Here is a 20,670-nt window from a genome sequence, read left to right as displayed (position 1 = left end):
GTCGGTCAGGGGCGCTTGGCCGGTTGTTCAAGTTGTTCCAGGGCGGCCTCCAGGGCCAGTCGGTAACCGCTGGCGCCAAGGCCGCAGATCACACCTACCGCTACGTCGGAGAAGTAAGAGTGATGGCGGAAAGCTTCGCGTTTATGCACGTTCGATAAATGCACTTCGATGAATGGGATGCTCACCGCCAGCAGCGCGTCACGTAATGCAACACTTGTATGCGTAAAAGCGGCGGGATTGATCAGGATAAAGTCCACGCCTTCGCCGCGCGCGGCATGGATGCGATCAATCAATTCGTACTCGGCATTGCTTTGCAGGTAGAGCAGATGGTGGCCGGCAACACGAGCCCGCTGCTCCAGATCGAGGTTGATCTGATCCAGGGTCACAGCCCCGTAGACGCCCGGTTCGCGGGTGCCAAGCAGGTTCAGGTTGGGTCCGTGAAGAACCAGTAAGGTCGCCATCGGCTGTTCCTTGTTATTGATGGGAGTACGGCAGAACCCGGCGACTATGCCGCAAAGCCTTTGTGACTGTCCAGTTCTATGCAGTAGGCAGCACGATTAGCGAGGATTGCGCAAAATTTGTGACTGGGGCCTTAGATCTGGTCATCGAGATCAAGTGTGGGAGGGGGCTTGCCCCCGATAGCGGTGCATCAGCCAACACATGCAGTGGCTGACACTCTGCAATCGGGGCAAGCCCCCTCCCACATTTGATCTTCATAGGGCGCGGGATTGGGTCATACGCGAAAGGCTTGGACTGCGGTGTTGAGCTGCCCACCCAGCACCAGCAGATGCTCTCCCTGGCTACGCCCTTGCCCGATGCGCAGCAAATTATCCTCACCCAATTGATGAATCCGCTCGCTATTATCGCGAATCTCACTCACCGCGCCACTCTGCTGTGCGGTCACGTCGGCAATCCGCACAGCCGTGTCGGAAATGGTCTGGATCGCCCCGACGATTTCATCCAGCGCTCCATCCGCCGCCTGGGCTTGCTGGGCGGTGGCTTCGGCGTGTTCGACCTGGGCGCGCATGCCTTCCACTGACTGGTGGGCTGCGTTTTGCAGGCCGCTGATCAAGCCCTGGATCTCTGCGGTGGCGCCGGCGGTGCGTTGGGCCAGGGTGCGTACTTCGTCGGCGACCACCGCAAATCCACGTCCGGCCTCGCCGGCGCGGGCGGCTTCGATGGCGGCGTTGAGGGCCAGCAGGTTGGTCTGGTCGGCAATCGAGCGAATCACCGTGAGCACGCCGCCGATGGTGGCGGACTCTTCAGCAAGTTTCTCGATCATCTGTGCGTTTTGCTGCACTTCGCCGACCAATGCATGCAAACCGGTCAGGCTCAGACCGATCACCCGCTGGCCTTGTTCCACTGCCTGGCCCGCGCTGCGGCTGGCGCTGGCGGCCTGGCTGGCATCGCCGGCCACTTGCTGGATGGTGGCTTCGAGTTCGCCCAGGGAATCGCGGATTTGTGCGGTGTCCCCGGCCTGGCGCTCGGCGCCGTCGTGCAGGCCGCTGCTCAGTTCGGCGAGGGCGCGGCTGCTGCCAGCCACTTCTTCGGCATTGCCGCGAATGGTGTCCACCAAGTCCACCAGGTAGGCGCGCAAGCGGTTGAGGGAGGCTTCGATGTCGTGTAGTTCGCGGTTGGTCTTGCCCAGTGCGATCGGTTGGCTGAAGTTGCCTTCGGCCCAGACCGACAAGGCCGGGGCCAGATTGGTCAGCACCCTTGCCAGGCGGCGTTGCAGGGTGTCGATCAGCAGCGCAATCAGCAGGATCAGGCCGATCATCACCCCTTGCATCAGGCGGACTTCGCTTTGGATAAGGCCATGTTGCGCACGCACCACAGGCTCAAGACCGGCGATGGCCTGTTGCACGGCGTTGATCTTCAGGTGGGTGCTGGCGGCCAGGTCGCTGCGTTGCTGGATCTGTTCACGGGTGCGCTTGAGTTCGGCGGGGTAACGGGTCAGCAGGCTGTTGAGTTCGCGCTTGAGGTCGACACCGGTGTCCTGGGCTTCGGTTTTTTCGCTGTTTTCCAGGCCCATCAGGGCGGAAAAGTCATCGGTACTGGATTCGGTGCTGGCTTTGACGCCGAGCAACGGCAGTTGTCCCAGCGCGTCGGCCTGGGCGCGGATATTGGCGACTTCGCGCTCCACATCATTGGCCAGTTCCGCACGCCCGCTGCTCACCAGCTTGTCGCGGGCCAGGGACAACTTGCCCAGGTGTTGGGACGCGGTCAGTAGCGGTTGAAGGTAGCGCGCACCGTCAGGGGAATTGACGCCCATGGCGTACTGGCTCAACTGGTCCAGGTTGGCGCCCAATTCGCGCTCGGCTTGCAGCAGCAAGGCCTGTGGGTCGCCGGCCAGTTTGCCGGCGGCCAGCAGGTCGGTCTTGCTGAAGGTGTCCAGGGCAGCCAGGCTGGGGCGCAGGTTCTGCGCCAGGTCAGCGGGCAGCTCATCCAGCTGTTGCAGCAGGTTTTCCAGGCTTTGACTGGCGCTGCTCAGGCGCAGGGCATCGCCGCTGGCCAGGTAATCGTCGATATTGCGCGCCGCCTGGTTCTGGAAGGTCTGCGACAGCCCCAGGTAGCGCTCCATCAGCAGATAGGGCCGTTCCAGCGCCCGTTGCGACCACCACAGCGTCGCCCCGAGTGCCAGGCACACGGCCACCAGAAGAAGGGTGTTGAGATTGGTCAGCAGCTTCAGGCGCATGCGTGGTTTCAACCGACAGCAAAAGGTAAGTGCCTGAAGTTATTGCGTTTTCATTACAGCGTTATGACGGAGTCAGTGGATTCTGGTGAAAAGGTGGCACTTTGCTTTGACGTCCGTGCGGCTTGCACGCGATTGCGCCCGGCATGCTTGGCGCGATACAGCGCCTCGTCGGCCTGGGCCGCCATCATCAGGCTGTCGGAGCCGTCGCACAGCTCCACCAGCCCGGCGCTGAACGTGCACCACAAATCCTGAGGCTGTGCCGGGTAATGGATTTCGGCAAAGCGTCCGCGGATTTCATCCAGCACCTTGCAGGCCGACTCCAGGTCGGTGTCGGGCATCACGATGGCGAATTCTTCACCGCCGTAGCGTCCGATAAAGTCGGTCTTGCGCAAGCGCTGCTTGAGGAACAGCGCCAGGCTCTTGATCACGCGGTCGCCCATGGGGTGGCCATGGCTGTCATTGACCCGCTTGAAGTGGTCGATATCAAGCATGGCAAAGCTCAACGGCTTGTTCTCGCGGCGTGCGCGGAAGCTGCAGTCTTCGAGCAATTGCAGGATATGGGTGTGGTTGTACAGCCCGGTCAGGCTGTCGCGCACCATCCGTGCCTTGAGGTGGCGGGCGCGGGCGGCGCGGTTGCGCACGGTGGTGATCAGGTGCCGCGGCTTGATCGGCTTGGTGAGGAAGTCGTCGCCGCCTTCGCTCATCGCATCCAATTGCTTGTCCAGGTCGTCCTCGGCCGACAGGTAAATGATCGGCACGCTCACATAACGGTCGTTATGGCGGATCACCTTGGCCAGTTCGGTGCCGGTGCAGGCGGGCATGTACATGTCGAGGATGATCAGGTCGGGCTGGAAGTCCGCCAACTCGGCCATGGCCTGGATCGGCTCAATCAAGGTGCGGGTGACGATCCCGGCGCTGTTGAGCAGCCGTTCGGTGTGCAGCGCCTGGGCCCGCGAGTCGTCGATGATCAGCACTTTATAAGGCTCGTACTGGGCGACGCAGGTCAGCACTTCGATTTTTTCCAGCAGGCTGGAGGCTTCCAGTGTGCCGGTCAGAAACTCCTGGCCACCGGCGCGCACGGCAGCCAGTCGGGTCGGTGTGTCGGTTTCGTGCAGGCTGAAAAACAACAGCGGCAGCTTTTGCTCCAGGCCTTCCTGGGCTTCGGCGGCGAGCTTGAGGCCCAGGCCTGCGCCGCAGAAATCCACGTCCATCACGATTGCAGACGGCAGGCGCTCGCTCATTGAGGCGCGAAACGCCGCCACGCTATCCAGTGACTGGGCGCTCAGGCCAAAGAATTCCAGCTGCTTGGCCAGGCGCTCGGCGCGGTCGTGATCGGCGAGCATCACGTAGATCGGCTTGCGCATCGGTGGCAGGAAGGTCTGTTCCAGCTGGTCGCCCTGACGCAGGCCGGTGCGCGACAGGCGCTGCATCAAACGGTTGAGTTCGGTGATCAACTGGCTGCTGAGGCGGCCACGGTTTTCATCCACCGCTTGGAGTGATTCACCGATGTTGCGCGCCAACTGGCCGTGTTCGGGTTGTTCAAAACGCTCGGCAAAGCGCAGCAGGCGCAGGTTGGCCTCGCTGAGCTCGGAGAGGTCGGCGCCAGACCATTCGCTGCGTTGCAGGCGCTGCCAGATCTCAAGAATTTGACGTGCCTGATGAATTACCCGCTGGGCAAAGTGCTGCTTGAGACGCTCACGGCTGGGGTCTTCTGGCTCGGTCATATCCTGACTACTAGTAAGGGTGCATGCTGAGGTCGAACTGATGGCTCTATGCTAGCACCTCTTTTCAGTGGGATGAGTGTCATATGTCAATTAACTGCATGTCGGTGCGATTCAGTTAATGACCTGACGGTCGCGCAGCGTAAAAAGCGTCCATCCTTTATAGTCCAGCGCCACTCCTGCGCCAGTTTGGTGAAAACCCCCGCACCGGCGGGCACGATGGGGTAGGGTTGTGGTCGGAGTGTTTGAACGCACGCCGTCAATTGAAGTGCATGAACTCAAGTGATTGAAAGGATATCGCCATGCTGGACTGGAAAAACCGTGCAGGCAGTGCCAAAGGCCCCGCCCCTGAGCCCAAGTCGGCCAACCGCAGCTATTTTCGTACCCTGCTGATGAGCCGGGCGCTGCTTAGCGTGCTGGGTCTGTACCTGTTGGTCACCGGTGCCCTGGGTTGGTACTGGAGCGAAGAGCCGGCGCTGTTCCCGGTCCAGCAGAACGCGCAAATTGCTGCCGAGAAAGAAGGCAAGCAGATGGTGGTGGGCTACACCACTGTCGAAACCCTCAAGACCGTGGTCGGCACCTTGCTGAACAAACCCGGCGGCTATATCTCCAACGACCGTTTCCCGCCGGGCTTGTGGATGGACAACATGCCGAGCTGGGAGTACGGCGTGCTGGTGCAGGTGCGCGACCTGACCCGTGCCCTGCGTAAAGACTTCGCCCGGTCCCAGTCGCAATCGGCCGAAGACGCTGACTTGGCCAAGGCCGAGCCGCGTTTCAACTTCGATAACAAGAGCTGGGTGCTGCCATCGAGCGAGTCGGAGTACCAGGAAGGCATCAACTCCCTGAGCCGCTATGAAGCGCGCCTGTCCGACCCTAACCAGCGCGGCGCGCTGTTTTATGCGCGTGCCGACAACCTGAACAACTGGCTGGGTGATGTGGCTACCCGCCTGGGTTCGTTGTCGCAACGCCTGTCGGCCAGTGTTGGCCGGGTCAAATTGAACACCGCACTCAAAACCGAAGCCCTGGCGCCAGGTGAAGTGCCGCAGGTCGACGAAGAGGTGGTGGAAACGCCATGGATGCAGATCGACAACGTGTTCTACGAAGCCCGTGGTCAGGCGTGGGCACTGTCCCATCTGCTGCGCGCCATCGAAGTCGACTTCGCCGACGTACTGGCCAAGAAGAACGCCACGGTCAGCGTGCGTCAGATCATCCGTGAGTTGGAAGCCTCGCAAGAGCCCGTGTGGAGCCCGATGATCCTCAACGGCAGCGGCTTTGGCGTACTGGCGAACCACTCGCTGGTGATGGCCAACTACATCTCGCGGGCCAACGCAGCGGTGATCGATCTGCGTCAGTTGCTTAACCAAGGTTGATGATGGACGCCACTCAACAGGAGGCCGCGCACCGTGCGGCTTCCGATGCTGAACTGATCTGCTGGGTCGACGAGCAGGACAATCTGCTCGGCACCCTCGTCAGGTCCGACCTTCGCCAGCGGGGCTTGATCGGCCGCTGCACGTTTATCTTCCTGTTCAACTCCGCCGGTGAGCTGTGTGTGCACCGGCGTACCCTGAGCAAAGCCATGTACCCTGGGTTCTGGGACACGGCGGCGGGCGGCATGGTGGCGGCCGGGGAGAGTTATGCAGACTCCGCAGCGCGTGAGCTGGAGGAAGAACTTGGCGTGGGCGGGGTGGAATTGGTGGAGCATGACCATTTCTACTTCGAGGACGGTGACAGCCGTTTGTGGTGCAGATCCTATTCCGCTGTCTGGGATGGGCCCCTGCGTTTACAGCCTGAAGAAGTCATGGAAGCGCGCTTTTTGCCCATCGAGATTGTCCTGCAGGAGGCCGAACAAAAGCCCTACTGCCCGGACGCCCAAGAGGGCCTGCGCCGCTATCTGGCCTCGCGTCGCTAAAGTTGCATAAATTGGCGCTATTTGGCCCTTAGCAAGTTGGCTTTTTGCCGTTACACTGCGCGACTTTTCACCCGAGCCGCCTTGGCGGTTCGGTAGCGCTGCCCCTGCCTGAGTGGGGCTTCGCGGTCGGTCGTGCATGAGCGCGCCGATCAGTCTTCATCCTCCCAAGAGGATTGCCGGTGGCCAAAAAAGCCGCATCCTTCGCCGCCCTTGGTGGCCTGGTATTTTCCACCGATGCAGGTCGACACTGCCCGGACTGTCGTCAGCCCGTGGATTCGTGTATCTGCAAACAGACCCTGATCCCTGAAGGCGACGGTATTGCCCGCGTGCGACGCGAGAGCAAGGGCCGTGGCGGCAAGACGGTGACGACTATCACCGGCGTGCCCCTGGCTGAAGATGCGCTCAAGGAACTGGCCACCGCGCTGAAAAAGCGTTGTGGCACCGGTGGCGCGTTGAAAGACGGCGTCATCGAGATCCAGGGCGATCACGTCGAACTGCTGTTGGCCGAGCTGATCAAGCTCGGTTACAAGGCCAAGAAGTCCGGCGGCTGACAGCCTCTTCCCAACCTGTGTCTAAACTCTGTCCTGCGAGTGAGGTCTACCTTTCTTACAGGCAAATCGTCATTTTCATTCTTTAGACTGCGCCAGCCTCCCTGAGAGGTGGCGCCTTCGCCTTCATTTATAGGGGACTTCGATGTCCGTACGACGCACACGCAAAGACGATGGCAGCCAATGGACAGTTGCGGACAGCCGCAGTGTTTACGGGATCCGCCATTGGGGGGCCGGGTATTTCGCGATCAATGACGCCGGTCGCGTTGAAGTCCGTCCGAACGGCCCGAACAGCACGCCTGTCGACCTTTACGAGCAAGTCGACCAGTTGCGCAAAAGCGGCCTGTCGTTGCCGTTGCTGGTGCGCTTCCCTGACATTCTGCAAGACCGTGTACGCCAACTGACCGGTGCCTTCGACGCCAACATCGAACGCCTGGAATACCAGAGCAAGTACACCGCGCTGTACCCGATCAAGGTGAACCAGCAGGAAGCGGTGATCGAGAACATCATCGCCACCCAGAACGTCTCCATTGGCCTCGAAGCGGGCTCCAAGCCTGAGCTGCTGGCCGTGCTGGCCCTGGCGCCGAAGGGCGGCACCATCGTCTGCAACGGCTACAAGGACCGTGAGTTCATCCGCCTCGCGCTGATGGGCCAGAAGCTCGGCCACAACGTGTTTATCGTGATCGAGAAAGAATCCGAAGTCGGCCTGGTGATCGAAGAGGCTGCCAGCCTCAAGGTCAAGCCACAGGTCGGCCTGCGTGTGCGGTTGTCGTCCCTCGCGTCGAGCAAGTGGGCGGACACCGGTGGCGAGAAGTCCAAGTTCGGTTTGTCGGCGGCGCAACTGTTGTCCGTGGTCGAGCGCTTCCGCGCCGCAGGCCTGGACCAGGGCATCCGGTTGCTGCACTTCCACATGGGCTCGCAGATCGCCAACCTGGCCGATTACCAGCACGGGTTCAAGGAAGCCATTCGTTACTACGGCGAACTGCGCAACCTCGGCCTGCCGGTGGATCACATCGACGTCGGCGGTGGCCTGGGCGTGGACTACGACGGTACGCACTCGCGTAACGCCAGCTCCATCAACTACGACATGGACGACTACGCCGGTGTGGTCGTGGGCATGCTCAAGGAATTCTGCGACGCGCAGAGCTTGCCGCACCCGAATATCTTCTCCGAAAGCGGCCGCTCCCTGACCGCCCACCACGCCATGCTGGTGGTGCAAGTCACTGACGTCGAGAAACACAACGACGAAATCCCGACCATCGAAAACAAGGAAAGCCTGCCGGAAACCGTGCAGTGGCTGGTGGACCTGCTGGGTCCGACCGACATCGAGATGGTCACCGAAACCTACTGGCGCGCCACTCACTACATGAGCGACGTGGCCACCCAGTACGCCGATGGCAAGCTGACCCTGGCCGAAAAAGCCCTGGCCGAGCAGTGCTACTTCGCCGTGTGCCGCCGCCTGCACAACTCGTTGAAAGCCCGCCAGCGCTCGCACCGCCAGGTGCTGGACGAACTCAACGACAAGCTGGCCGACAAGTACATCTGCAACTTCTCGGTGTTCCAGAGCCTGCCGGACACCTGGGCCATCGGCCAAGTATTGCCGATCCTGCCGTTGCACCGCCTCGACGAAGAGCCGCTGCGCCGCGCCGTGCTGCAAGACCTGACCTGCGACTCCGACGGCAAGATCAAGCAGTACGTCGACGAGCAGAGCATCGAGACCAGCCTGCCGGTGCACGGTTTGAACGAAGGTGAAGACTACCTGTTGGGTATCTTCCTGGTCGGCGCCTACCAGGAAATCCTCGGCGACATGCACAACCTGTTCGGTGACACCGACTCGGTGAACATCTACCAGCGCGAAGACGGCTCGGTGTACAGCGCCGGCATCGAGACCCACGACACCATCGAAGACATGCTGCGCTACGTGCACTTGTCGCCGGAGGAATTGATGACGCATTACCGTGACAAGTGCGCGAGCGCGAAGATCAGCGCGTCGGAACGCACCCAGTTCCTGGACGCCTTGCGCCTGGGCCTGACGCGGTCTTCGTACCTGTCCTCGTAAGCTGAGCTGACACAAGTCCAACTGTGGGAGGGGCGGTGCGATGGCCCCTCCCACAGTGGGAACGCTGCCATTCCTTAGGTTGTGTGGGGGCTGAACGATGTCGAGCAAATGGCTGCAAGTGTTCACCCTGGCAATGGCTGCTTTCATGGCGGCCTGCTCGCCGATCAAAGTGCTCAATGCACTGACACCCTGCGACACCTTCACCAAAACTTCCGCCATCGCCTACGGCGACAATCCCCGCCAGAAGCTTGATATCTACCGCCCGCTTCCTGCCATTTCAAACGCCCCCGTGGTGGTGTTTTTCTACGGCGGCAGCTGGAACAACGGCAGCAAGGACGACTACGCTTTCGTCGGCGAAGCCCTGGCTTCACGTGGCGTGGTGGTGGTGATCGCAGACTACCGGCTCTACCCGCAAGTGCGTTACCCCGCCTTTCTCCAGGATGGCGCAAAAGCGGTGGCCTGGACTTATCACCATGGCGCTGAATACGGCGCCGATCCCAAGCAGCTTTACGTGATGGGCCATAGCTCCGGCGCTTATAACGCCTCGATGCTGGCGCTGGATGGGCGTTGGCTCAATGCAGTGGGCTTGGCACCATCGATCTTCAAAGGCTGGATCGGCCTGGCCGGGCCTTATGACTTCTTGCCGATTGAAAACCCAGACGTGAAGCCGGTGTTCTTCTTTCCGGACTCGCCGCCGGAATCGCAGCCGATCAACCACGTCAGTCGTGACGCGCCGCCAAGCCTGTTGATTGCCTCGACCGATGACACGCTCGTCAACCCCACCCGCAACACGGGAGGGTTAGCGAAAAAACTGCGGGAAGCGGGTGCGCCGGTCGAGGTGTTGTATTTCACCCGAACCGGCCATGCGACATTGGTGGCGTCTATCGCCAAGCCTTTGCGCTGGTTGGCGCCGGTGCTGGATAGGGTGACTGGGTTTATCGAGTCCACCTCCGGCCAATAAACCTAGCTGCTTTTGGCTTGGTCAATGGAATTCAGTGCATTGAGCGTACGAACAGTTGCCAGGGTTATATCTGGATGACCTGGTTAATTTTACCCGTGCCGTTAATGGGTATTGTTGTGATGTTCTGGCAGTGGTCAGTCAGCACCGGTACCGAACCAGTGGCCACGCTGCTTGAGCCGCCAAGCGATGCCCCCCAGGGTCAGGCTGCGCAGTGCCATGAACAGCAGGAAAGTGATCCAAAGGCCGTGATTACCCAAGCCCTGCAGCGCCCAGGCGAAGGGCAGTGCCAGCAACACCGTCAGCAGCATGCCATTGCGCATTTCCCGCGCGCGGGTGGCGCCGATAAACAGGCCATCCAACAGATAGCTCCAAACCGCAATCAACGGCAGCAGGGCCAGGTAGGGCAGGTAGATATCAGCGGTGTCGCGCACGCTGGGGATGTCGGTTTGCATGGCGATAAACAGGTGCCCGGCCAGGCTGAACAGCAGCGCAAAGCCGACGCTGGCAATCAGTGACCAACCACCTGCGACCACCAATGAACGGCGCAGGGACTGGCGATCACGGGCGCCGATGGCGTGGCCGCACAGGGCTTCCACCGCGTGGGCTAAACCGTCCAGGGCGTGGGCGGTCAACAGTAGCCCGTTGAGCAATAGCGCGTTGGCCGCCACGGTGGCATCGCCCAGGCGCGCGCCTTGTACCGTGATCATGAAAAACACCGATTGCAGCGCCAGGCTGCGGATAAAAATGTCGCGGTTCACCGCCAGCAATGGGCGCCAGCTTTGCCACACTTTCAGCGCGGCCCAGGCGATATGGCCGGGGTAGGCGCGCAGGGCTTTTTGCGTGAGCGCCAGACCTAGCAGGGCGCCGGTCCATTCGGCGATCACGGAGGCGCGGGCGGAGCCGACCACGCCCCACTCCAAACCGAGCACGAACCACAGGTTGAGCGCGATATTCACCAGGTTGGTGGTCAACAGAATCGCCAGCGGCGCGCGGGCGTTTTGCGTGCCGAGGAACCAGCCAACCAGCGCATAAGTGGCCAGGGCGGCAGGGAGGCCGAACAGGCGGGCGTGGAAAAAGTCACGAGTCAGTTGATTGAGCTCGGGTGACGGCTGCATCCACTCCAGCGCCAGGTGGCTCAAGGGAATGCCTACCGTGCCCAGCAACATCGCCAGCCCCAGCGCCAGCAACAGACCTTGCAGCAGGATTTGTCGCAGCGCCGGACCATCGTTGCGGCCAGCGGCCTGGGCGGCGAAACCGGTGGACCCCATGCGCAGGAAACCCATGGCCCAGGCAAGAAAGGTATACAGGCTGGCCCCGACGGCCACGGCACCCAACTGATGAGCATGGGGCAGATGGCCGATGACCATGCTGTCGACCAAGGCCACCAGCGGCACGGAGATATTGGACAGGATCATCGGCGCGGCCAGGGCCCAGACGCGGCGATGTGTGGGCCGGTGGCGCCAGTCGGTGAGTAAGGTGGGCATGGAGGCTCCTCTGGGGAGCTGCAGTGTAACTGGCCCTCCGTCGCCCCGCAGGACCAATGTGGGAGGGGGCTTGCCCCCGATAGCTGTGTGTCTGTCAACTCATGCATCAACTGACCCACCGTCATCGGGGGCAAGCCCCCTCCCACATTTTATTCTTTGTAGGCTGTGGGAATTGGCTTGGCTTGAAGCAGATCCAGAACCAACCCACCCTCCGTCGGTCAATGTGACCAGCGCCACATCGGCTTTGCCGGCGCTGATATATAGTTCACCCCTCGGTTCCCTCTCACTACGAGTGCCCCATGCTTAACAAAGGATTGTTCCTGGCCTGCGCGCTGGCCCTGCTGAGCGCCTGCGATTCTTCCGATAAACCTGCTGCGCCGTCCGCACCCCCAGTGGCGGCTGCGCCGAAACCGGCCAAGGCGGCGGTGGATGTGCCAGCGCTGAAGCAGCGTTATGCCGGGCGTGAGTTGAGCGTGGTGGACGTGTCCGAGGTGCAGTTGGACGGGGCCAGCACCTTGTCGGTGAGTTTTTCCATTCCCCTGGACCCCGACCAGAAGTTCGCCGATAGGCTCCACCTGGTGGACAGCAAATCGGGCAAGGTCGACGGCGCCTGGGAACTGTCCGATAACCTGATGGAGCTGCGCCTGCGCCACCTTGAGCCCCAGCGCAAACTGGTGCTGACAGTCGACGCCGGGGTGAAGGCGGTCAACGACAACACGCTCGCCGCCGAGTACATCGCCCGCCTGGAAACCCGTGACCTGCAAGCCACCGTCGGCTTCGCCAGCCGTGGCACCTTGCTGCCGACGCGCCTCGCCGAGGGCCTGCCGGTGATCGCGCTGAACGTTGACAAGATCGACGTCGAATTCTTCCGCATCAAGCCCGAATCCCTGCCGTCGTTCCTGGCGCAGTGGGGGCGCAATACCAGCCTGCAAAGCTATGAATCCCGTGAACTGCTGCCGCTGGCCGATCTGGTCTACGGCGGCCGTTTTGATCTCAATCCGGCGCGCAATACCCGTGAAACCCTGCTGCTGCCCATTGCCGGCCTCAAGCAATTGCAGCAGCCGGGCGTATACCTGGCAGTGATGCGCGCTTCGGGCACCTACAACTATTCGCAACCGGCCACGCTGTTTACCCTGAGTGATATCGGCCTGTCGGTGCATCGCTACGCCAATCGCCTGGATGTGTTTACCCAGGCACTGGAAGGCGGCAAAGCGCTGGATGGCGTCGACCTGGAAGTGCTGGATGCCGATGGTCGCGTGCTGGGCCAGGGCAAGACCGAGAAGGGTGGCCACGCCGAGTTGCCGTTGCCGAAAAAGGCCCAGGTTTTGCTTGCCAAGCAAGGCGAACAGACCAGCCTGCTGCGCCTCGACAGCGCTGCGCTGGACCTGGCGGAGTTCGACATCGGCGGCCAACCCTCGCACCCGTTGCAGTTCTTTGTATTCGGCCCGCGCGACCTGTATCGCCCCGGCGAAACCGTGCTGCTCAACGCCCTGCTGCGCGACAAGGACGGCAACGCCGTCAAGCCGCAGCCGGTGAGTGTCGAGGTGCGCCGTCCGGATGAACAAGTCAGCCGCAAATTTGTCTGGGATGCCGACGCATCCGGCCTCTATCAATACCAACTGCAACTGGCCGCAGAGGCGCCGACCGGGCGCTGGCAGCTGGTGTTCGACCTGGGCGACGGCAAACCGCAGTTGTATGAGTTCCTCGTCGAAGACTTCCTGCCCGAGCGCCTGGCGCTGGAACTCAAGGGTAGCGACACAGCATTGAGCCCGGCGGATAACCCCGTCATCCAGGTCAACGGCCGTTACCTGTACGGCGCGCCAGCTTCCGGCAATCGGGTCAGCGGGCAAGTCTATGTGCGGCCGCTGCGCGAAGCGGTCAAGGCGCTGCCGGGCTATCAGTTCGGTTCCGTCACCGAAGAAGAACTGAGCCAGGATTTTGAACTGGACGAAAGTGTCCTTGATGCCAAGGGCCAGGAAAAACTGACCCTGGAAAGCAAATGGGCCGAGGCCAAATCACCGCTGCAACTGATCGTGCAGGCCAGCCTGCAAGAGTCGGGCGGACGGCCGATCACCCGTCGCCTGGTGCAACCCATCTGGCCGGCCGAGCAATTGCCGGGCCTGCGCGGGCTGTTTGACGGCACCGAAACCAACGGCGATGGCCCGGCGGAATTCGAAGTGCTGTTGGCCAACCAGGACGGGCAGAAACTCGCCGCGCAAAACCTCAAGGTGCGCCTGGTGCGCGAGCGCCGCGACTATTACTGGAACTACTCCGATAACGACGGCTGGAGTTACCACTACAACGAGAAATTCCTCAACCTTGATGAGCAGACGCTGAACATCAAGGCCGGCGACACCGCCAAGGTCAGTTTCCAGGTGGAGTGGGGCCCGTACCGTGTCGAGGTTGAAGACCCGCAGACCGGTCTGGTCAGCAGCCTGCGTTTCTGGGCCGGTTACCAGGCCCAGGACAACACCGAAGGCGGCGCCGTGCGGCCCGATCAGGTCAAGCTGGCGCTGGATAAACCGGCGTATGGCGACGGTGACACCGCCAATATCACCGTGACGCCGCCCGCTGCCGGTAAAGGCTACCTGCTGGTGGAGTCCGCCGAAGGGCCGCTGTGGTGGCAGGAAATCGAGGTGCCGGCCGAGGGCAAAAGCTTCGCCGTGAAACTCGACCCTAAATGGTCGCGCCATGACCTGTATGTGAGTGCCCTGGTGATTCGCCCTGGCGAACGCAAGGCCAATATCACCCCCAAACGCGCCGTGGGCCTGCTGCACCTGCCGTTGGATCGCACCCAGCGCAAGCTCGGCGTGACCCTCACCGCCCCGGAAAAAATGCGCCCCAAACAACCACTGACGGTGAAAGTCACCGCCAAAAACGACGACGGCAGCGTGCCCAAACAGGTGCATGTGCTGGTGGCGGCGGTGGACGTGGGCATCCTCAACATCACCGAGTACCCGACGCCCGACCCGTACGCCAGCCTGTTCGGCCGCAAGGCGTATGGCGTGGACCAGTTCGACATCTACGGCCAGTTGATCGAAGCCGGGCAGGGCCGTCTGGCCAGCCTGGCCTTCGGTGGCGACGCGGCATTGGCCAAGGGTGGCAAGCGCCCGGACACCAGCGTGACCATCGTCGCCCTGCAAAGCGCGCCTGTGACCTTGAACGACAAGGGCGAGGGCGAAGTCAGCGTCAACATCCCCGACTTCAATGGCGAACTGCGCCTGATGGCCCAGGCCTGGAGCGATGACCGCTATGGCATGGCTGAAGCCAAGACGGTGATTGCCGCGCCGCTGATCGCCGAGCTGTCGGCGCCGCGCTTCCTCGCCGGCGGTGACCAGACGACACTGGCCCTGGACCTGTCCAATCTGTCGGGCAAGGCGCAGAAACTCGATGTGCAACTGAGCGCCGAGGGGCAGTTGGAATTGGTCAACACTGCCGCGCAAACCGTTGAGCTCAAACAAGGCCAGCGCACCACCCTGCGTATCCCGGTGAAAGCCTGGGGCGGGTTGGGCCAGGGCAAGGTGAAGGTGACAGTCAACGGGCTGGATCTGCCGGGTGAAAACCTGCCGCCGTTCAGCCGCGAGTGGACCTTGGGCGTGCGTCCGGCTTATCCGGCGCTGCTCAAGCATTACCGCGCAGTGCTTAAAAATGAACCCTGGAGCTTGCCCGCCGGCAGCCTGGAGCAATTCGATGCCTCCGGGCGTGAGGCGCTGTTGAGCCTGTCGAGCCGGCCGCCGCTGAACCTCGGCGCGCAGATATCGGCGCTCAAGGCGTACCCGTATGGGTGCCTGGAGCAAACCGCCAGCGGCCTGTACCCGTCGCTGTACGCTGACGATGCGTTGCTCAAGCGTCTGAGCATCAAGGGCGAGCCGGATGCCGAGCGCAAGCGCAAGATCGAGTTGGGCATCGAACGCCTGCTGGGCATGCAGCGCTACAACGGCAGCTTTGGTTTGTGGGGCGCCGACGGCGAAGAAGAATATTGGCTGACGGCCTACGTCACCGACTTCCTGCTGCGCGCCCGCGACCAGGGTTTTGCCGTGCCGCCTGAAGCCTTGAAAAAGGCCAGCGAGCGCCTGCTGCGGTATGTGCAGGAGCGCAACCTGATCGAAGTCGACTACAGCGACAACGCCGAACACACGCGCTTTGCCGTGCAAGCCTACGCCGGCATGGTGCTGGCGCGCAGTCAGCAGGCGCCACTGGGCGCGCTGCGCAGCATTTTCGAGCGACGCAGCGATGCGCGTTCCGGGTTGCCGCTGGTGCAGTTGGCCATCGCCTTGCACAAGATGGGCGACCAGCCGCGTGCGGACCAGGCGTTGCAGGCAGGCTTGGCAGCGCAACGCAGCGCCAAGGAATGGCTGGCCGACTACGGCAGCCCGCTGCGGGACCAGGCGATGATCCTGGCGTTGCTGGAAGAGAATGACTTGGCCAAGGGCAAGCGCGAAGAGCGTTTGTTTACCCTGTCGGACCAATTGGCGGCCAGCCCGTACCTGTCGACCCAGGAGCGCAATTCACTGTTCCTGGCCGGGCGCCTGGGGTTCGCCCAGCCCGAGTCGGCCTGGAAGGTCCTGCTCAACGGCAGCGGCGGTGAGCAAGAGCTGAACAATCAACAGTCGACGCTGGACCTGGAAGGCAAGCTGCTTTCAGGCGATCTGAGCCTGAGCAATCAGGGCGACACGCCGGTGTACCAGCAACTGACGATCTCGGGTTACCCGCAAGTGCCGCCGGCACCGGGTGGCGACAACCTGAGCATCCGCCGTGAATACCTGGGTATGAACGGCCAGCCGCTGAACCTGCGCAGCCTTAATAGCGGCGACCTGGTGCTGGTGCATCTGGCGGTCAGCGCCAAGCAGCGCGTACCGGATGCGTTGGTGGTCGACCTCCTGCCCGCTGGCCTGGAGCTGGAAAACCAGAACCTGGCGCAAAGTGCCGCCAGCCTGGAAAACGCCAGCAGCCAAGTGAAGGAATGGCGCGAGTCGATGCAGAACGCGGCGCTCAAGCATCAGGAGTTCCGCGATGACCGCTATGTGGCGGCGATCAACCTGGACGGCGATGGCACCACGCACCTGCTGTACCTGGCGCGTGCGGTGACGCCGGGCACCTACCGTGTGCCGCCGCCGCAGGTGGAGTCGATGTATCGGCCGAACTGGCAGGCCGTGGGGGAGACCCCGGCGGACCTGGTCATCAAGGGCCGCTGAAGAACCCTTGTGGGAGCGGGCTTGCTCGCTCCCGCAGGGGATTAGTGCACGACCCAGCTGAGCAGCCACAGCCCCAGCAGCAACCAGATAATCCCCATGATGATCGACGCCCGCATAAATGCGCGGACTGCCGAGTAGAGCAACATAAGGCCGACGATCAGGGTGATGATGCTGATAATCGACGTGTCCATGCCCAGCGTACGGGACAACCCTTCGACAAAGTTTGCGCCGGCATGGGTCAGCACACCGAACAAACCGCTGAGGCCGTCGACGATAAACCGGATGATGGAGCCGAGCGCCTGGCCCAACCACTCGAAAAAGCTTTCTACCTGCATGTGCGTGTCCTGATAAGAGGTGGGCGTGTCTGTGCCTTTGGTTGTTAATGCGACAGGCTAGTTCCCTACCAGCATAGAGGTTTGCCCGTTTGAAATTGCGTTTAGTTGCCCGCTGGACCCTGGCGACCCTCCTGTTGGTGATTGCCCTGCTGTGGCTGGCCGACCGTATCTGGCCGCTGCCCCTGCCCAAGGATGACCTGGCGCGGGTGGTGCTGGCCGAGGATGGCACGCCGTTGTGGCGGTTTGCCGATGCTAATGGGGTGTGGCGCTACCCGGTGCAAACCAGCGAAGTCTCGCCGTATTACCTGGACGCCGTGCTCACCTACGAAGACCGCTGGTTCTACCAGCATCCAGGCGTAAACCCGCTGGCGTTGGCGCGCGCGACCTGGCAGAACCTGACCGGCGCTCGGGTGGTGTCGGGTGGCAGCACCTTGTCGATGCAGGTCGCCCGTTTGCTCGACCCGCATTCACGCACCTTTCACGGTAAATTGCGCCAGCTGTGGCGCACCGCGCAGTTGGAATGGCACCTGTCCAAGGAACAAATCCTCAACCTCTACCTGAACCGCGCCCCGTTTGGCGGCACGTTGCAGGGCGTGGCCGCGGCCAGTTGGGCCTATCTGGGCAAATCCCCGGCGCAATTGACCCATGCCGAAGCGGCCTTGCTTGCCGTATTGCCCCAGGCGCCTAGCCGCTTGCGTCCGGACCGCCATCCGCAGCGCGCCCAGCAGGCTCGGGACAAGGTCTTGCGGCGCCTCGCCGAGTTTAAGGTATGGCCGCAATCGGCGGTCGACGAAGCCCTTGAAGAACCGCTGCTACTTGCCCCACGCCTGGAACCGAGCCTGGCCCCCTTGCTCGCCCGCCGCCTGAACCGCCCCGACAGCCCGCCGCTGATCCGCACCACCGTTGACGCCACCCTGCAACGCCGTCTCGAAGACCTGTTGCTGGGCTGGCGCGCACGGTTGCCGGAGCACACCTCGGCCGCGATCCTGGTGGTGGAAGAGGAATCCATGGCCGTGCGCGCGTATCTGGGCTCGGTGGACATCAATGACGCCAGGCGCTTTGGCCATGTTGACATGATCAGCGCGTTGCGCTCGCCAGGCTCGACCTTGAAGCCCTTCCTGTATGGCCTGGCCCTGGATGAGGGGCTGATTCACTCCGAGTCGCTGCTGCAGGACGTGCCCCGGCGGTATGGTGATTACCGGCCGGGCAATTTCTCCATGGGGTTTACCGGCGCGGTGCCGGCGAGTACTGCGTTGTCCAGCTCCCTGAACCTGCCGGCGGTGCAGTTGCTGGAAGCTTACGGGCCCAAGCGATTTGCCGCCGAGATGCGCATCGGCGGCGTGCCCCTGGCATTGCCTGCGTTGGCCGAGCCGAACCTGGCGCTGATCCTCGGCGGCGCGGGCAGCCGTCTGGAAGATTTGGTGGGTGGTTACAGTGCCTTCGCCCGGGCCGGTAAAAGCGCTTCCATCCGATTGCAGCCTGACGACACGTTGAGAGAACGACCAATGCTGTCGCCGGGTTCTGCCTGGATTGTGCGGCGCATCCTCAGTGGGCAAGCGCGGCCGGATCGCGACCCGCGTGCCGAGCTGGTGCAGCGCCCGGTGCTTGCCTGGAAAACCGGCACCAGCTACGGCTTTCGCGATGCCTGGGCGATTGGCGTGGGGCCGCGCTACCTGATCGGCGTGTGGATCGGCCGACCGGACGGCACGCCCGTGCCGGGCCAGTTCGGCTTGGCGTCGGCGGCGCCTCTGATGTTGCAGGTGCATGACGTGTTGACCAACCGCGACAGCCAGCGCGGCATCAGCGCGTCGGTTTTACCGGTGCCAGCCACTGTCGGCGTGGCGGCGATCTGTTGGCCCCTGGGCCAGTCGATGAGCCGCAGCGATCCGAATTGTCGGCGCCAACGCTTCGCCTGGACCCTGGACAACACCACGCCGCCGACCTTGCAGGCGTTGGACCAACCACTGAGTGTGGGCTTGATGGAAAGTATTTGGGTCAACGCCAAGGGCTTGCAGGTTGACGCCCATTGCCCCGGTGCCGTCGCCCGCCATATCGCCCTCTGGCCCGCGCCTTTGGAACCGTGGCTGCCAAGGGCCGAGCGCCGCGAAGCACGCATCCCGGCCGCCGATCCGGATTGCCCGCCACCGGCGCTGGCCGCGTCTTCGCCGCTGTCCATTGTCGGCGTGCGTGAAGGCGACCAACTGCGCCTGCCCGCCGCCAGCCAACAAACCCTGCGCCTGAAAATCTCGGCCCTGGGCGGCAGTGGTCGGCGCTGGTGGTTCCTCAATGGCGCGCCGTTGGGGGACAGTGCCAATCAGGACTTTATCAATGCCAGTTTCGAGCGGTTGGGGCGCTATCAGCTCAGTGTCCTGGATGAGGCCGGTCAAACTGCACGGCTTGAATTCAGCGTGGTGGATTAGGGCCTCATCGGGGCATAGGTATCGACACAACTTCCAGTGGATGCTGAATCTATGGCAAATGGGCTGTTGTGGTGAGCGGGCTTGTCCCGCGCTGGGCTGCGAAGCAGCCCCAATAACAAACACCGCGTAGCATCAGCAAGAACCCGATCACCACAGTGTTATGTGTAAGCCTTTGAGAGTTGTGTAGATACCCATGCTCATCGGGGGCAAGCCCTCTCCCACACAAGTGATTCACTTGCCTTGAAGGCTCATCCCCCGGAAGCTATACCCCTTCAGGAGCCCCCTATGAACCTCGAACACCTCACCGAACGCCTGCATCGCATCCGCGATACCAACGACTGGAAGCAGTTCCACAGCCCGAAAAACCTGGCCATGGCCGCCAGCGTGGAAATGGCCGAGCTGGTGGAAATCTTTCAATGGCTGACCGAAGACCAATCCCGCCAGTTGCCCGCCGACAAACTCGCCCACGCCGGGCAGGAAGTCGGCGATATCGTGCTGTACCTGCTGCTGCTGTGCAGTGAGCTGGGCCTGGACATGAACGAAGTGGTGCGCGCCAAACTGGCTGACAGCGAACGGCGGTTTGCCCATGAGTGACCGTCATTTCGACCAGTTGGCCACGCGCTTTGCCGAGAAAATCTACGGTGGTGCCAAAGGCGCGATTCGCCTGGCTGTGCTTCAGGCCGACTTGATTGAAGCCCTGCCGGCACGCCCCTTGCGCGTGCTGGATATCGGCGCGGGGCTGGGGCATATGTCGCTGTGGCTGGCCGAGCGCGGCCACCAGGTGACCCTGGCCGAACCCGCCGAGCCGATGCTTGAAGGTGCGCGCCAGCGCTTCGCCGAGGCCGGGCAGACGGCGACCTTTATCCATGCGCCCTGGCAAGACCTGCTCGGCCAGCTCACCGAACCTTACGACCTGGTGCTGTGCCACGCGGTGCTGGAATGGCTGGCCGAACCCCATGCAATCCTGCCGGTGCTGCACCAACTGACGGTGCCGGGTGGCTGGCTGTCCCTGGCGTTCTACAACCGTGATGCGCTGATTTATCGCAACCTGCTCAAAGGCCACTTCCGCAAAATGCGCAAGAACGACATGGCCGGCGAAAAGCAGAGCCTGACCCCGCAACAGCCCCTCGACCCGCGCGAATTGGCGGCGCAACTCGACGGGCTATGGCAGGTCGAAAGCCAAAGTGGCGTGCGCGTTTTCCACGACTATATGCCGGTGGAATTCCAGGCCCGCGTGAACTTACAGGACCTTGTTGAGATGGAACTCGCTCACCGTCGTCACCCAAGCTTTGCCGGACTTGGGCGTTATTTGCACTGGATCTGCCGTCCGGTTTAAGCGGCCC

Annotated in this window: 14 protein-coding genes; 9 read left to right on the top strand and 5 right to left on the bottom strand. The window is 62.4% G+C overall.

Going from position 1 to position 20,670, the window contains the following annotated elements; all coding sequences use genetic code 11:
* Window positions 1-5 precede the first annotated feature (5 nt).
* The 3 genes from aroQ to AOA60_RS05880 all read right to left on the bottom strand — a co-directional run bounded on the left by aroQ (window position 6) and on the right by AOA60_RS05880 (window position 4,419).
* Window positions 6-461 carry a type II 3-dehydroquinate dehydratase gene (gene aroQ, locus AOA60_RS05890; RefSeq protein ID WP_099583600.1) on the bottom strand — a complete coding sequence of 152 codons (456 nt, stop codon included), beginning with the start codon at window positions 459-461 and terminating at the stop codon, window positions 6-8.
* 272 nt (window positions 462-733) lie between these two features.
* On the bottom strand, window positions 734-2,695 hold the full coding sequence (locus AOA60_RS05885; protein WP_099583599.1) for a methyl-accepting chemotaxis protein: 1,962 nt from the start codon (window positions 2,693-2,695) through the stop codon (window positions 734-736).
* Window positions 2,696-2,748: 53 nt separating this feature from the next.
* Entirely contained in the window at window positions 2,749-4,419 is a 1,671-nt protein-coding gene (locus tag AOA60_RS05880; RefSeq protein WP_099583598.1) for a PleD family two-component system response regulator, read from the bottom strand.
* 299 nt (window positions 4,420-4,718) lie between these two features.
* On the opposite strand from AOA60_RS05880, the gene AOA60_RS05875 reads away from it, so the two are divergent.
* From AOA60_RS05875 to AOA60_RS05855, 5 genes are all read left to right on the top strand, one after another.
* On the top strand, window positions 4,719-5,786 hold the full coding sequence (locus AOA60_RS05875; protein WP_099583597.1) for a DUF2333 family protein: 1,068 nt from the start codon (window positions 4,719-4,721) through the stop codon (window positions 5,784-5,786).
* A gap of 2 nt (window positions 5,787-5,788) precedes the next feature.
* Complete coding sequence (locus tag AOA60_RS05870; protein ID WP_099583596.1) at window positions 5,789-6,325, top strand: NUDIX hydrolase; 537 nt, start codon at window positions 5,789-5,791, stop codon at window positions 6,323-6,325.
* A gap of 179 nt (window positions 6,326-6,504) precedes the next feature.
* A complete protein-coding gene (locus tag AOA60_RS05865; RefSeq protein WP_099583595.1) occupies window positions 6,505-6,876 on the top strand; it encodes a translation initiation factor Sui1 in 372 nt (123 codons plus the stop codon).
* Window positions 6,877-7,018: 142 nt separating this feature from the next.
* Window positions 7,019-8,932 carry an arginine decarboxylase gene (speA, locus tag AOA60_RS05860; RefSeq protein ID WP_099583594.1) on the top strand — a complete coding sequence of 638 codons (1,914 nt, stop codon included), beginning with the start codon at window positions 7,019-7,021 and terminating at the stop codon, window positions 8,930-8,932.
* A 97-nt stretch (window positions 8,933-9,029) separates the two neighbouring features.
* Window positions 9,030-9,893 (top strand): alpha/beta hydrolase, encoded by an 864-nt coding sequence (locus AOA60_RS05855; RefSeq protein WP_099583593.1) that lies wholly within the window; start codon window positions 9,030-9,032, stop codon window positions 9,891-9,893.
* Window positions 9,894-10,027: 134 nt separating this feature from the next.
* On the opposite strand, the gene AOA60_RS05850 is transcribed toward AOA60_RS05855, so the two are convergent.
* Window positions 10,028-11,377, bottom strand: a complete 1,350-nt coding sequence (locus AOA60_RS05850; protein WP_099583592.1) for an MATE family efflux transporter — start codon at window positions 11,375-11,377, stop codon at window positions 10,028-10,030.
* A gap of 299 nt (window positions 11,378-11,676) precedes the next feature.
* Between AOA60_RS05850 and AOA60_RS05845 the strand changes: the two genes are divergently transcribed.
* A complete protein-coding gene (locus AOA60_RS05845; RefSeq protein WP_099583591.1) occupies window positions 11,677-16,572 on the top strand; it encodes an alpha-2-macroglobulin in 4,896 nt (1,631 codons plus the stop codon).
* A 41-nt stretch (window positions 16,573-16,613) separates the two neighbouring features.
* Here the strand turns inward: AOA60_RS05845 and AOA60_RS05840 are convergent, their stop codons facing one another.
* The gene (locus tag AOA60_RS05840; protein ID WP_099583590.1) at window positions 16,614-16,907 is read right to left on the bottom strand and encodes a hypothetical protein; all 294 of its coding nucleotides are present in this window, start codon (window positions 16,905-16,907) and stop codon (window positions 16,614-16,616) included.
* An 89-nt stretch (window positions 16,908-16,996) separates the two neighbouring features.
* Here AOA60_RS05840 and pbpC point away from each other — a divergent pair, with 89 nt between their 5' ends.
* From pbpC to AOA60_RS05825, 3 genes are all read left to right on the top strand, one after another.
* Complete coding sequence (gene pbpC, locus AOA60_RS05835; protein ID WP_099583589.1) at window positions 16,997-19,327, top strand: peptidoglycan glycosyltransferase PbpC; 2,331 nt, start codon at window positions 16,997-16,999, stop codon at window positions 19,325-19,327.
* A gap of 285 nt (window positions 19,328-19,612) precedes the next feature.
* On the top strand, window positions 19,613-19,921 hold the full coding sequence (locus AOA60_RS05830; protein ID WP_003188211.1) for a MazG-like family protein: 309 nt from the start codon (window positions 19,613-19,615) through the stop codon (window positions 19,919-19,921).
* Window positions 19,914-20,663: a methyltransferase gene (locus AOA60_RS05825; protein WP_099583588.1), complete on the top strand. Its 750-nt coding sequence runs from the start codon at window positions 19,914-19,916 to the stop codon at window positions 20,661-20,663. Before AOA60_RS05830 ends, AOA60_RS05825 begins: the two co-directional genes overlap by 8 nt.
* Window positions 20,664-20,670 lie beyond the last annotated feature (7 nt).

The sequence above is a fragment of the Pseudomonas sp. 2822-17 genome (assembly GCF_002742485.1).
GTDB lineage: Bacteria > Pseudomonadota > Gammaproteobacteria > Pseudomonadales > Pseudomonadaceae > Aquipseudomonas > Aquipseudomonas cyclaminis.
Note: the sequence above shows the minus strand (reverse complement) of the source record. Positions and strands in the feature narration are given on the sequence as shown.

Excerpts from the sequence above, each read along its gene's own strand:
- AOA60_RS05885 (WP_099583599.1), bottom strand. The coding sequence starts at position 2,695 with ATGCGCCTGAAGCTGCTGACCAATCTCAACACCCTTCTTCTGGTGGCC.
- AOA60_RS05855 (WP_099583593.1), top strand. The coding sequence starts at position 9,030 with ATGTCGAGCAAATGGCTGCAAGTGTTCACCCTGGCAATGGCTGCTTTC.
- AOA60_RS05845 (WP_099583591.1), top strand. The coding sequence starts at position 11,677 with ATGCTTAACAAAGGATTGTTCCTGGCCTGCGCGCTGGCCCTGCTGAGC.
- AOA60_RS05850 (WP_099583592.1), bottom strand. The coding sequence starts at position 11,377 with ATGCCCACCTTACTCACCGACTGGCGCCACCGGCCCACACATCGCCGC.
- speA (WP_099583594.1), top strand. The coding sequence starts at position 7,019 with ATGTCCGTACGACGCACACGCAAAGACGATGGCAGCCAATGGACAGTT.
- AOA60_RS05870 (WP_099583596.1), top strand. The coding sequence starts at position 5,789 with ATGGACGCCACTCAACAGGAGGCCGCGCACCGTGCGGCTTCCGATGCT.
- AOA60_RS05840 (WP_099583590.1), bottom strand. The coding sequence starts at position 16,907 with ATGCAGGTAGAAAGCTTTTTCGAGTGGTTGGGCCAGGCGCTCGGCTCC.
- AOA60_RS05880 (WP_099583598.1), bottom strand. The coding sequence starts at position 4,419 with ATGACCGAGCCAGAAGACCCCAGCCGTGAGCGTCTCAAGCAGCACTTT.
- AOA60_RS05875 (WP_099583597.1), top strand. The coding sequence starts at position 4,719 with ATGCTGGACTGGAAAAACCGTGCAGGCAGTGCCAAAGGCCCCGCCCCT.
- AOA60_RS05830 (WP_003188211.1), top strand. The coding sequence starts at position 19,613 with ATGAACCTCGAACACCTCACCGAACGCCTGCATCGCATCCGCGATACC.
- AOA60_RS05825 (WP_099583588.1), top strand. The coding sequence starts at position 19,914 with ATGAGTGACCGTCATTTCGACCAGTTGGCCACGCGCTTTGCCGAGAAA.
- aroQ (WP_099583600.1), bottom strand. The coding sequence starts at position 461 with ATGGCGACCTTACTGGTTCTTCACGGACCCAACCTGAACCTGCTTGGC.